Annotated in this window: 10 protein-coding genes; 3 read left to right on the top strand and 7 right to left on the bottom strand. The window is 52.9% G+C overall.

From position 1 onward, the window contains the following. Positions 1–138: 138 nt before the first annotated feature. The gene (locus ACZ481_RS06330; RefSeq protein ID WP_464769319.1) at positions 139–675 is read left to right on the top strand and encodes a hypothetical protein; all 537 of its coding nucleotides are present in this window, start codon (positions 139–141) and stop codon (positions 673–675) included. 114 nt (positions 676–789) lie between these two features. Here the strand turns inward: ACZ481_RS06330 and pdxR are convergent, their stop codons facing one another. Then, positions 790–2,172 (bottom strand): MocR-like pyridoxine biosynthesis transcription factor PdxR, encoded by a 1,383-nt coding sequence (pdxR, locus tag ACZ481_RS06325; RefSeq protein WP_464769318.1) that lies wholly within the window; start codon positions 2,170–2,172, stop codon positions 790–792. A gap of 116 nt (positions 2,173–2,288) precedes the next feature. Between pdxR and ACZ481_RS06320 the strand changes: the two genes are divergently transcribed. After that, positions 2,289–3,248 carry a DMT family transporter gene (locus ACZ481_RS06320; RefSeq protein ID WP_464769317.1) on the top strand — a complete coding sequence of 320 codons (960 nt, stop codon included), beginning with the start codon at positions 2,289–2,291 and terminating at the stop codon, positions 3,246–3,248. Here ACZ481_RS06320 and ACZ481_RS06315 read toward each other — a convergent pair. Next, positions 3,153–5,243 carry a methyl-accepting chemotaxis protein gene (locus ACZ481_RS06315; protein ID WP_464769316.1) on the bottom strand — a complete coding sequence of 697 codons (2,091 nt, stop codon included), beginning with the start codon at positions 5,241–5,243 and terminating at the stop codon, positions 3,153–3,155. The genes ACZ481_RS06320 and ACZ481_RS06315 overlap by 96 nt on opposite strands. A 299-nt stretch (positions 5,244–5,542) precedes the next feature. Between ACZ481_RS06315 and ACZ481_RS06310 the strand changes: the two genes are divergently transcribed. After that, positions 5,543–5,890: a hypothetical protein gene (locus ACZ481_RS06310; protein ID WP_464769315.1), complete on the top strand. Its 348-nt coding sequence runs from the start codon at positions 5,543–5,545 to the stop codon at positions 5,888–5,890. A 176-nt stretch (positions 5,891–6,066) separates the two neighbouring features. Here the strand turns inward: ACZ481_RS06310 and ACZ481_RS06305 are convergent, their stop codons facing one another. The 5 genes from ACZ481_RS06305 to ACZ481_RS06285 all read right to left on the bottom strand — a co-directional run bounded on the left by ACZ481_RS06305 (position 6,067) and on the right by ACZ481_RS06285 (position 12,084). Next, positions 6,067–7,044, bottom strand: coding sequence for a metal ABC transporter substrate-binding protein (locus ACZ481_RS06305; RefSeq protein ID WP_464769314.1), 978 nt, complete (start codon positions 7,042–7,044; stop codon positions 6,067–6,069). A 28-nt stretch (positions 7,045–7,072) separates the two neighbouring features. Then, complete coding sequence (locus ACZ481_RS06300; protein WP_464769313.1) at positions 7,073–7,495, bottom strand: Fur family transcriptional regulator; 423 nt, start codon at positions 7,493–7,495, stop codon at positions 7,073–7,075. A gap of 314 nt (positions 7,496–7,809) precedes the next feature. Further along, complete coding sequence (locus ACZ481_RS06295) at positions 7,810–9,801, bottom strand: FAD-binding protein (protein WP_464769312.1); 1,992 nt, start codon at positions 9,799–9,801, stop codon at positions 7,810–7,812. A gap of 74 nt (positions 9,802–9,875) precedes the next feature. After that, positions 9,876–11,243 (bottom strand): oxidoreductase, encoded by a 1,368-nt coding sequence (locus ACZ481_RS06290; protein WP_464769311.1) that lies wholly within the window; start codon positions 11,241–11,243, stop codon positions 9,876–9,878. 64 nt (positions 11,244–11,307) lie between these two features. Beyond that, the gene (locus tag ACZ481_RS06285; RefSeq protein WP_464769310.1) at positions 11,308–12,084 is read right to left on the bottom strand and encodes a 3-ketoacyl-ACP reductase; all 777 of its coding nucleotides are present in this window, start codon (positions 12,082–12,084) and stop codon (positions 11,308–11,310) included. Between the last annotated feature and the right edge of the window lie 25 nt (positions 12,085–12,109).

Raw genomic sequence — 12,109 nt, 5'->3', positions numbered from 1 at the left:
AGAAATGACGCAGGTTCTTAAAACAACTTCGCAATCAGCCGCTATGACCTGCCTGTTGTCATACTTTTGTCACAGATTTGCGGTAATCTTTGGATAGAACCTCATATAATACGCTTGATTCGAGGAGGAATATATATTATGAATAAAAAAATCCTGACTATTCTCACCGGCACCATGCTTACGGCCAGCGTTGGCTTCGCCGCGCCGCTGACTGATCTGCAGCAAGGGGATTCAACCATTGGCTATAACCACTATAACCTGTCCGTATACGGGGAAGACCTTAATGACGACAGCTTTTATCTGGAACATGGCATATCCGATAAATTCATTCTCGGCGTGGAAAGAAACTCCTATTCTTACTCCGACTTTTCCACCAAGACAACCGACGTTTACGCTCATTACAAGCTTGACCCGAATTTCCGGCTGATGCTTGGCAACCGTGACTACGACGAAGGTTCCAAGGTATTTTACGGCATCGGCGCCAGCACCAATTTAGGCCCGCGGCTTGACGGCTATGCATCGGTAACCACCAGCAGCATTGCCACCGAGTGGCAAACCGGCCTGAACTACCAGTTGACTGACCAGACTGCGCTGCACCTTGGTTATAAATCCTACAAGGAAGACGATACAGACACCGCTGATGGTGTCGGCTTCGGTCTCAACTATACGTTCTAACCGGAACCGGTCAGGACCAGCAACCGGGTAACCCCAACCTAAATACAACACTGCCGGCGTCAGTGCGAACTGATGCGCCGGCAGTGTTTTTTTCTTTATCTTTTCCCCTTTTTATCAAGGCGGGAAAACAGTCCGCAATAGGGCCAGGCCTTGTTTAATTTCCGCTGGTTCCAGGTGTCCATATCCCAGCAGCAGTTTGTCCTGATGCGCCCCCTTACGGATGCAGTGAGTTTCAACCGGCGCCAGCCGCAGCCCCTTACTTTGGCAGTCCCGGACAAACCTATCATCAAAACACATACCGGGAAATTCCACTGCCAGATGCAGGCCGGCAGTATCTCCCCAGACCGACCAGCCGGAACCAAATACGGCCGTCAAAGTCTGCAGCAGGATGTTGCGCCGGTGTCCGTACAGCCTGCGCATATTTTGGATATGCCGGTCCAGCTTGCGGGTCTGCAGGAATTCAGCCAGGGCGGCCTGTGCAAAAGGCGGGTTCTGGACATCGGCACAGATGCGCAGCTGCCGCCACCGTTCCTGCAGCCGGCGCGGCAGGATCACATACCCGATACGCAAGGCCGGAAACAGGATTTTACTGAACGTACCGATGTAAATTACCTGCTGCGGGTCCAGGGAATAAAGCGGGGCCACCGGTGGTCCCCCATAGCGGAACTCGCTGTCATAATCGTCTTCGAGCAAATACAGCCCGTTCTCCCGGGCATAACGGACAAGCTCGGCGCGGCGGCTGGCCGGCAGGATCCCGCCCAGGGGAAACTGGTGGGACGGGGTCACATAGACTGCGCACGCGCCTTTTCTGTTCAGAGTACCGGTTTGCAGCCCCTGCCTGTCTACCGGTGCCGGATAAATGGAAAGACCCTGGGTTCGCAATACCTGCAGCAGGCCGCTATGGCAGGGGTCCTCCAGAATTATCTCCTGCCCGGCGCCGGCCAGCAGCTCGGCCAGCAGCTTCAGCCCCTGGGTGGCGCCGGCGGTAATGAAAATATCCTGCGGGCCGACAACAAGCCCCCGGCTTCTGTACAGCCAGGCAGCAATCTCCCGGCGCAGGGCCGCCAAACCGGCAGGGCCTGAATAACCCCACAGACGAGGGGGAAGTTCGTTTGTCGCCTTAAGCAGCAATTGCAGCCAGAGATGCCGGGGAAACTGCCGGATATCCGGGCGGCCTGTCTGGAAATCAGCAACAAGCGCCGGTGACGCCGGCGGGGTATTTTCTGTGTCCGCCGGCGCCGGCTTCTCCAGCTGCAGCCCGGCAGCAACCCTGGTTTTAGCCCCCTGCCGGCTGATGATGTACCCTTCTGCCGCCAGCATATCGTAGGCCTCGCAGACTGTGTTGCGGGATAAAGCCAGCTGGTTGGCCAGTTCCCGGGTGGAGGGCAGGGCCTCCCCCGGGCTAAGCTGCCCTGCGGTCATCTTTTCACGCAGTATTTGATAAAGCTGCCGGGCCAACGCCACCTCACTGTGACGCTGCAACACAATTCCCCACATAAGCCCTCCTGACTGGCACCCTGAATTTTGCCTTCTACTGGCTCTGGCTAATACCAGTCAATTTGTTACTATTATATCATACCGAAAAAATAATCAGCCAGAGAGGAGAAATTAGCATGCAGTCAGTTGCCGGCGCCCTGTTTTTGGCCGCGGCCTTTAGCCTGGCCGGCACTTCCATCATCGCCGGCCGTCTGGTGTGCGAGATATTAGGGCCTTTTACCATTACCGCCGTCAGCCTGTTTTTTGCCCTGCTGGGCTTGCTGCCCTTCTACGGGCACGGTGTTGTCGCCAGTCTGGGGCAAATGACCCGGAATGACTGGCAAAGACTTTTGCTGCAGGCATTACTGGGTATTTTTTTATTCCGGCTGTTTTTACTGGTGGGACTGCGCCATACCAGTGCGGGCGAGGCGGGGTTGCTCACTGGCGCTGCCCCGGCCTTTACGGCCTTGCTGGGTCGTTTTTTTCTGCAGGAATCCTTAAGTCCGGCGCGCTGCCTGGGCATTGGCTGCACGGTAGCCGGCATTTTAACACTCCAGGGGGTATGGTCTGCCGGTGTTGTCTTGGCCGGCAACCACCTGACAGGTAATTTACTGGTGCTCTGCGCCGCCCTGAGCGAATCCCTGTTTAACCTGTTATCCCGCAGCAGCAGCAAAAATGCCGCCGGCCAAACACGGCTTGGCCATCCCGCTGTCTGGACCACCCTGGTAGTAGGTGCGGCCTTTTTGCTTTGCTTTGGTTTGGCAATAGCCGAGAGCCAGGCCGCTGCGCTTTTGTCCCTGCCGCCAAGCGGCTGGGCAGCGTTAGCCTGGTATGGTCTCTTTGTTACCGCGCTGGCCTTCATTTGCTGGTATCAGGGGATCAAACGCTGCGACGTGGCCGTGGCAGCGGCCTTCTCCGGCCTAATGCCTTTGACGGCACTTATTTTATCAGCAGTACTGCTCAATGAGCAAGTAAACTGGAACCACTGGCTGGGGGGATTACTAATCGTGCTCGGTATGTGGCTGCTGACTGACGCGAAACTTTTGAATCAGATTTTGCAGCTCCTGGGCCAGGTGCGAAAGACTTTGGCTGGCTGAAGCCATCTCCGCCAGCGCCGCTGCCTGTTCTTCCGTGGCGGCGGATACGGTCTGCGCTTCGCCGGCGGCATTTTTGCTCAGCGTATCAATGTCTTGGACTGCCGTTACAATCTTTTGGCTGCCCTGTTCCATAAGCTGAATTTTCCCCGACATCTCCTGTACCTGGCCGGATACCTGCATGATCAGATCGGCAATATCACTAAATGCCCGACCAGCCGTATGCACAACCGCTGCGCCGAGCTTAACCTCCCGTGTGCCCTCACTCATAGCAATTACAGCCTCATCGGTATCCTTTTGTATGCCGCTGATCAACACGGCGATCTGCTTGGCGGCCTCCTGGGATTGTTCGGCAAGTTTGCGGACTTCATCGGCGACAACGGCAAAACCCCGCCCCTGCTCACCGGCTCTGGCAGCTTCAATGGCAGCATTAAGGGCCAGAAGATTGGTTTGGCCGGCTATACCGGCTATCGTCTCCACAATCTGGCCAATTTCTTTGGACCGTTCGCCAAGTCTGGCGACGACCTGCGCCGAATTATTAACCGTGTTTTCGACCATCGTCATTTGACTAACCGCTTGATCGACTGTTTTGCCGCCGGCCTGCGCCGTTGCGGCAGCCTGCGCAGCTTGTCCCGCTACCTGGGAACTGTTGGCGGCAACCTGCTGCAGGCTTGTTGCCAGTTCAGCCACCACACCGGCTGTTTCATTGACAGAATTCATCTGCTGCCCTGCCCCCAGCGCTATGCCGGTAATAGAGCCTGCGACCTGACTGGCAGCCTGTGCGGACTGCTCGGCGCTGGCAGTGAGCTGTTCGCCTGCAGCTGCAATGTGTTCTGCTGATTGCGTTACCTTGGCAATAATGGCCCGCAGGTTGTCTGCCATGCCATTTAAGCTGCCCGCCAGGCGCCCCAGCTCATCGGCGGAACACACCGCAAAGCGCACAGACAGGTCGCCTGTGGCAATTTTTTCGGCCCCCGCCATCAAAACCTGGATTGGCCGGCTGATTTTCCTATTAAATAACCAGGCCAGGACCAGGACCAAGATAACGACAGCGGCCACAAAGACGGCAATATTGAGAACAATCACTTTATTCAGCTCCTGATAGGCTTCCGCGGCCGGGTAGACAGCAACCAGCTGCAAACCCGTATTGCCAACAGGCACATAAGCGACAAAATTGTCGGCGCCAAAAAGACGGTCTCTGCGCACAGTCACCGTCTGACTGTTGTTATTGATAATTTCCGTGCCAAGCCGGCTTACTTTAGGGTCCTGGTCGTCGGTGATTTTTTCTTGCAGGTTCTTTTCCGTCTGCCTGTGCGCCAGGAAGGTGCCATCTTTGCCGACAATAAACGCATAGCCGGCCTGGCCGATTCTTATATCCCTTATATAATTGGAAAACTCATTAAGGCCAATATCAGTGGTGGTAACACCAACTACCTTATCCCCTTTGAGGATCGGGCTGCTGGAAGTAATCATGGGCATTTTAGAAACAGCATCCTCATACGGGGCGCTCCAGACAACCTTTGCTTTCGCCGCCAGACCAGCCTTATACCAGTCGTATTGAAAATAGTCATATGCAGCGTTACTGTATTCCCAGGTGAGAACAACCTGGCCTTTATCATCCTTGTATTTATAGGGTCCATAATATTTACGGCCAGGTTGAAACGCATCGGGTTCAAACCAAAAACCCGCCCCCAGGATCAGCGGGTCGGAGACTATATACTTTTCTATAACACCCAGCAGCATGTCCGCATCATAATGAGGCATTGCGCCAATATTATAAGCCATCAGCTCGCTGTATTTCCCAATCTGATCAAAGCGGCCGCTAAGCTTATGTTCAATCTGTCCCGCCTGCTGATTAAGGTTTTCATAAACCTTGGTTTCCATGGTGCTTTTAAAAGAATATAAACTGATCCCGGCCTGAATACTCATAACAAGAGCAATGATTACCAGCATACCAATAATAAAAATAGCTTTTATACTTTGCAAAGGGTTCATCATCGTGCCTCCTCTTTTCCATTGATCCTGGTGATACAAAAGTGGCCTCATTGCGGTCTTCCTTGTAAACGGAACCTGCATTACAATCTTACACTATCAGCCGGCAATGAAATTTATCTTTTTGTTAAGAATTTATAAAAATATAGCGGCAGCTAAAAAACCCCCGGTTGCTATCCGGCTAGAGTGCAAGCCGCCGTCTGAGCCAATCCATAACTATACAAAAAATTACATAATTTTCCTTGACATTTCCCAGGTATAGTAGCATAGTAGAAATAAAGAGAAAATCGCAGGAGGTGCAGGGTATGTCGTCGGTGAATCTTGCTATTGCAAATACTGATTATCAGTTTATAAAATCAGCAACAGACAAAACACAGGCAACGCCAATTGCGTCAGGTTGGGAAACAGGCGCTGATGACAGGACCGACGATTTAAACGCGCGGATCGGCCCCGCCTATGTAGTAGAATTAAGCGGCAGCAAAAATACATTATCGAGCCCGCAACCGGACAGCGAATCGGCAGGGCTGGCTGCCATTGCCGCCGCCGAGGCCGCTCCCCTGATTCGCTCACAGACAGCGCAGCAGACAGGTATTGCCGCATTGGCCCAGTCCGCAGCGGCTCCGCAGGCATTGGTTGCCCAGTTAAAAGATTAATACCGGTTTGCAAATCCTGCTGGCAACAGCAGGATTTTTCCTGTCTAGTTCCTGGCAGCGCCTAAGCTGACAGGGCTTATGAGCAGAAACCGCTTACTTTCGGCTCATGCAAAAAGACTTCCCGGCCGGGCGGCCGGGAAGTCTTGCTCTCCAGACAAAAAATGATTTGTTGTTTATTACTGTAAGGCCTTAGCCAAATTGGCCAGATTCTCCCGCATAACCGATAGATAGTCTTTCCCCTGTTTCATTTCCTCGGCGGTCAGGTTCTCCAGCGGATTGAGCACCAGCAGGCCTGCTCCTGTTTCTTTGGCAATGGTTTCAGCCAGCTTGGGGCTGACCAGGGTTTCAAAGAATATGTATTTGACCTGGTGGGTGCGGCAAAAGTCAACGACCTTGGCCATTTTGTCAGGCGTAGGCTCGCTGTCCGGCGCTAACCCCATAATGCCAATCTGTTCCAGGTTGTACCGCTTGGCCAGGTAACCGAAAGCAATGTGGCTGGTAATAATATCGCGCCGGGTCGCCTTGGCCAGCGTGGTTTGATAGTCATTGTCAAGTTGGGCTAATTCCTGAATAAACCGTTCCGCATTCTTTTGGTAATAGTCGGCATTGGCAGGGTCTGCCTCACTCAGGGCCGCGGCAATGGTCTTTACCTCCTGCTGGGCATTGACCGGGTCAAGCCAGACATGGGGATCTGTCTCTGAATCATGCGCATGGTGCTCTGCCTTTTCATCCTGATCGTGATGATGGTCGTCAGCTTCGTCTTCCTGCTCATGCTCTTCCTGGTTGGCAAGCAGGGTGATGCCTTTACTCACCTCGACAGCTTTGACGGTCGCCAGTACGTCTTTACTCAGCAGTTTATCGACAGGTTCAAGCCCGGCGCCATGATAAAGCACCAGCTTCGCCGACTTAAGCTTGATAATATCCTGGGGCGTTGGCTCCCAGTCATGGGGTTCGGCCCCTGGCGGCATCAGCATGGCCAGCTCAATTTTATCGCCGCCCACCTGTTTGGCAAAATCATATACAGGATACACGGTCGCGAAAACCTTAATCTTATCAGGCGACGACTGGGTGGATTTTGTTTTGCCGCCGCAGCCTGCCAGCAGCACAGTCGCCCCCAACAGGCACATCAGGCCAATTTTTACAATACGTTTCATAAGTAACCCCCTTATATATGTGACCGCATCAGCCGGTCTTGCGGCAATCGGCACAATAGCCATAGAATTCCAGGGAATGAGCGGTAATTTTGAAACCGCCTCCCTCAGCCCTTGCCAGATCCTGTTCATGGATAGGGCAAAAATCCAGGCACTCGGCCTTGCCACATTGCAGGCATACCGTGTGGTGGTGATGACCGGTTACGGCAATCTCAAAGACATTGCCTTCCCGCCCTTTGGTCCGCACCTCATGCACCAGGCCGATATCAACGAGCAGGCTCAAATTGCGATAAACCGTATCCAGACTCATCTCGGGAAATTTCTGCCGTACCGCCTCCAGCACCTGCTGGGCGGTAATAAACTTGCCCCCTGCTTGCAAAGCCTCAATCACGACCCGGCGTTGTGGTGTAACCTTATACCCTTGTGCCCGCAGGGCAGCAATCCATTTTTCCATATACGTTACCTCTTAAATAATAATATTACTATTTACAATTATACTACGGTCGATCAGAATTGTAAATATTTAGTTAAATATATAATGAATTTTTGCAATGGGGGCCGTTAGCTGGTCTTTATGATTTGACAAAACAAATATGGCGGTGGTTAACATTACCACCGCCATATCTTCAGCAAAACCGGTGCGACTCCGTATTTACCTCAGCCGGTTAAAACAACCGGTCTGAGCCGTCAAGCATCGACCGGCAGCTTTCCCCTCCGCCCCCGGTCTGTTGTGCGGCCGCTGGCAGGGCGATTACGCAGACGGCCCGGCTACTGCCACACCTCGCCTTGCCGGTAGGAGGCCCAAACGGTTTCAAACCAGTCGTCTTCCTGCGGGACCGGCCGGACAGGAAGCCAGGAAAACAAGCATTGCCAATCGGGTTTTGCTTGTACCTGCACTTCACAAATCATATTCATTAACCGGCCATCATCCATCACATACCGCTGTTGCTCCGGCAGTCCTGCCGCCGGCAAATTTCCCGCCGGCGCGGAAATAATATAAGACCCGCGGCTCTGCCCGCCCCTGTGTATATACTCCCGGATGGCCCCTAGATACGCAAACTGTGTCACCAGCATATCGTAGTAACGGAATGCGCCGGGAAGTTCATAAGGGGATGAAATATGCAGCCCTCGCGGGAAAGCCAGCAGCTCATTACGGCATTCGCTGACGGCAGCCTCCACCTCGGCCAGGCAGCGTACCTGAGCCCCGGCTTGCGTCATCCTGGTTTGCAGCCGGACTATATTGTCTTTAAGATTGCTCCTGACCCGGGTTGATGGCAGCAAGCCTTGGACAAGCTGCCATTTAGCTTCAACCTGGCCGGCAACCAACTGAATGAACTGATCGGCAGCAGGCGGTGCCTGCCGGTAGTTCCGGGTTATATATTCGGCAGCGCGGACGCCTCCTACCTGGGTGGCGTTCAAGGCCGAGCCGCCCGGGCGATATACGCCAAAAGAGCCGTTTACTTCGCCGACAGGGAAGAAATGGGCCAGATTGCTTTCCCACCAAATGTTGCCCAGCAGCCCGCCATTGCTGTGCTGGGCGCAGACTGCAATTTCCAAAGGTTCCTCTGCCAAATCTATACCGTGCTCACGGTACAATTCGATCGCCGGCATGTTCAGTTTACGCAGCCGTTCAATAGGCGTCCCCAGAAGAATTTCCGATTTGCTTATATAGGCAAACGCTTCATCAGACAGCAGAGAAAAATCAAACCGGCCGCCCTGCATCGCCGCGGAAGGGTTATACCGGTAATCAAGAAAAACTCTGCGCCCTTTGCAGGTTTCATTGTAGACCAGCAGATCAATCAGGGATGATCCGTAATTATCCAGCTTCCGCGGATCAAAAGGCCATTCATAGCCTTTTAGAAAAATAGCGGTAAGCATGCTTGCCTTATCAGGGAAGTATGCATCTAAGAATTCAGCAGCATTGCTGCCATCCTGCTCAGTCGAGATGTAACGGGGAATGACTTGCTGATAGCTGCCGGATACATTCCAGCGAAATTTGATCGAGGCCAGCCCATACTGGGACTCCGTCAAATTCACGCCCTTAACACCGGCTTCTAAGCCAATGCCTACAGCGCCGGTCTGGCTTTCAGGATACACTGAAGCTGCATAGATCCCAGCCGGGCCGCCGGTAGCATAAATAATGTTTGTGCAGTTAAAAAGCGTGATTCCCCGGCCGGGCTCGTGCAGTTTAGACATATCAAGCGCTATGAGTCCCACGGCGGCTGCCTGGTCAGTCAAAATCCCAATCACCAGGCACTGGTCAAATATCCGAATCCCTTTCCGCCGCACCTGGCGCTCTAACTTTTCTGTCATAACCCTGGAGGTATAAGGCCCGAGCGAAGTGGCCCGCTGGCGGGGATCATGGTCGGTCTTGTAACCAACATATTCGCCATAGCGGTTATGGGGGAAATCCACACCGATATCAATAAGTTTATAAAAACACCGGGTAGACAAAGCCGCTTCCACAAGCGCCACGTCGCCATGCCGTCCGCCCCCGCGGTAGAGGGTTTTGGCCATTTCTGCGACCGAATCGGCCGTGGCCCCGGCCAAGGTCAGCTTGTAGTAGGTCTGTTTGTCGGAACCGGTATTCCGGGAAGTTCCCATATTCATTCCCTCAGTAACAATGGCCACGTCTTCCTGACCGAGACTGTAAACATGATCGGCCGCATTAAGTCCGGCCGCGCCGGTTCCGACGACTACCGTGTTTAAGCTCCAGACATCAATTGCCACATTATTTACGGTAAGCTGTTCCAATCGCATCGCCAGCCTCCTTTAATTTATTAAGACCTGTTGTTTCCCTGGCGGCAGTTAATGAATGAAATAAATTATCCGCATCAAACATGTTCGCCAGGACGGTCTGATTCAACGGCCGGCTTGCCTTGACGCCCCTCCCGGTACAGGGGCAGATACACCTTGCTGTCACGGAGCACACACCCGGTTTTGCCGCCATCGCGCATCATAAAGGTGCACTTGCTGCAGGCCAGGCAAACTTTTTGCGCGTTCATCCCGCCTGTCTTCATGATATCTGCGGCATAATCAGGATAAGCAAACGACTGACGGCCGAAGCCGGCTACATCAAACCAGCCCTGTTCAATGCAGCCGGCAGCCACATTCGCCCCGAACTGCCGCAGCCAGCTCAAGCCACTGCCAACAATTTTGAGTTCAGGCACCGCTTGCTTAATGGTCCGCGCAGCAGCCAGCAAGACGGCTGTATTTTCGAGCTGATGGCAGGGTGGTATATAAGTTCCAAGATCATAAGGTCTGTTAACATGGGGATTGTAATACGGATTGCCGCAGGTCACATTGAGCAGTGTAAGACCTTTCTCATACAATAATTGCGCCAACCGGACAGGCTCGCTGAAATCAGGTATATGAAAATCCCGGCGGTCAACCCCCCAGCCGTACGGATAGGGAACCGCATCATACACATTCAGTCTGGAGGCGATCGTAATCCGGCCGCCTGCCGCTGCCCGGATTTTATCAACAATATTGCAGATAAACCGCGTACGGTTTGCAAATGCGCCGCCATAAATGCCTTCCCGGGTATGGGAACCCAATAACTCATTGATAAGGTAGCCGTGGCACGCCTTGACATCAACCGCGTCAAAACCAGCCTCAGCCGCCAGGACAGCGGCCTCAACATACCGGTCTTCCAAAGCTGCCAGCTGCGCATCGGTAATAATACTGTATTGCTCAGGCAAAAAGCGGTCCAGGTGAGGATTCTTACAGGCAATAATGGGAGCCGGACCGGCTACAGGCTTACTGTAACGGCCAGAATGGGTAAGCTGCAGCACCGTATATGGACGGAAATCCTCGTTAAAAGCTGCCCGGGCTTGAGACAGGGTATTGCTAAGCAGGGACGTAAATGCTGCCAGCGTATTGCCGTTTATACTTAGCTGCCGCGGATTGGCCCGGCCTTCCGGCACTACTGCTGTGGCTTCAACCCACAACAGGCCCGAGCCGCCCTGGGCAAAGCGGGCATAGCGGCGGGTTGTAAGCTCAGCGGGCTCACCATTCTCTTTGCCGTCGCAACCTTCCATCGGATTAACCGCCATTCGGTTGGGAAGCTTCCTTGGGCCGATTACCAACGGCTGCACCAATACGCTGGTATCATCCGCAACGGGAATATCCACATTAAGCTCATGGATATCGGCCATTAACGCCGCTAATGTTTTATAATTAAATCTTTTATGTGCCGCCATATTATCGCCTCATTTATCATGGATTTTTGGGCAATTATGTGAAAAAATTGCTTATCAGCCGCTGTTATAATCTTTGAATATGATAACCGCCGTCAACATTGATTACCTCGCCGGTAGAGTAGGCCAGCCCCCCACTGCCTAAGACCATAACCGCCCGGGCTATATCCTCCGGTTTCCCCCACCGTCTGATAGGAGTAATCCCATTGTCAATTAAAGCCGAATATTTAGTATGCACATTTGCGGTCATATCCGTGTCAATAATCCCGGGTCTGATTTCATAAACCAAAATATTTTCCCCGGCTAGGCGGTCGGCAAATAATTTGGTCATCATGCTTACACCGGCCTTGGATATGCAATATTCACCGCGGCTGGTGGAGGATGTATAGGCCGACATCGATGAAATATTGATAATGACCGGTGAAAGCCCTTGATATTTTTGCTTAGTTTTAATCATTTCCTTAGCTACCAATTGTGTAAGGAAAAAGGTACCGTAAATATTGATTCCGAATACGAAATCCATACTCTCCTCGGTTACAGCCAGCAGATCCCCTCTTACCTTGGGGCCTACACCGGCATTATTAACCAACAGGTCAATGCGTCCGAATTCATCCATAATCCGCTCAACAATCATTTGCCTGTCCTGTGCCCGAGAAATGTCGCCCTGAATATATAAAACCGGATTGCCATAGCCGCCTACCTCAGCCACCGCTTCCCTGACCTCTGTCCGGGGCTGCCGGGAATTCATCACTACGGCGTATCCGTTTTTGGCCAATTCACTGGCAATCCCCTTGCCGATCCCTTTGGATGACCCGGTAACTACCGCAACCTTTGCTTCAATCATTCAATCTCGCTCCCCCCATTATACC

The sequence above is a fragment of the Sporomusa intestinalis genome, from assembly GCF_055383785.1.
Note: the sequence above shows the minus strand (reverse complement) of the source record. Positions and strands in the feature narration are given on the sequence as shown.

Coding starts and splice junctions, on each gene's coding strand:
- ACZ481_RS06330 (WP_464769319.1), top strand. CDS start 139: ATGAATAAAAAAATCCTGACTATTCTCACCGGCACCATGCTTACGGCC.
- pdxR (WP_464769318.1), bottom strand. CDS start 2,172: ATGTGGGGAATTGTGTTGCAGCGTCACAGTGAGGTGGCGTTGGCCCGG.
- ACZ481_RS06320 (WP_464769317.1), top strand. CDS start 2,289: ATGCAGTCAGTTGCCGGCGCCCTGTTTTTGGCCGCGGCCTTTAGCCTG.
- ACZ481_RS06315 (WP_464769316.1), bottom strand. CDS start 5,243: ATGATGAACCCTTTGCAAAGTATAAAAGCTATTTTTATTATTGGTATG.
- ACZ481_RS06310 (WP_464769315.1), top strand. CDS start 5,543: ATGTCGTCGGTGAATCTTGCTATTGCAAATACTGATTATCAGTTTATA.
- ACZ481_RS06305 (WP_464769314.1), bottom strand. CDS start 7,044: ATGAAACGTATTGTAAAAATTGGCCTGATGTGCCTGTTGGGGGCGACT.
- ACZ481_RS06300 (WP_464769313.1), bottom strand. CDS start 7,495: ATGGAAAAATGGATTGCTGCCCTGCGGGCACAAGGGTATAAGGTTACA.
- ACZ481_RS06295 (WP_464769312.1), bottom strand. CDS start 9,801: ATGCGATTGGAACAGCTTACCGTAAATAATGTGGCAATTGATGTCTGG.
- ACZ481_RS06290 (WP_464769311.1), bottom strand. CDS start 11,243: ATGGCGGCACATAAAAGATTTAATTATAAAACATTAGCGGCGTTAATG.
- ACZ481_RS06285 (WP_464769310.1), bottom strand. CDS start 12,084: ATGATTGAAGCAAAGGTTGCGGTAGTTACCGGGTCATCCAAAGGGATC.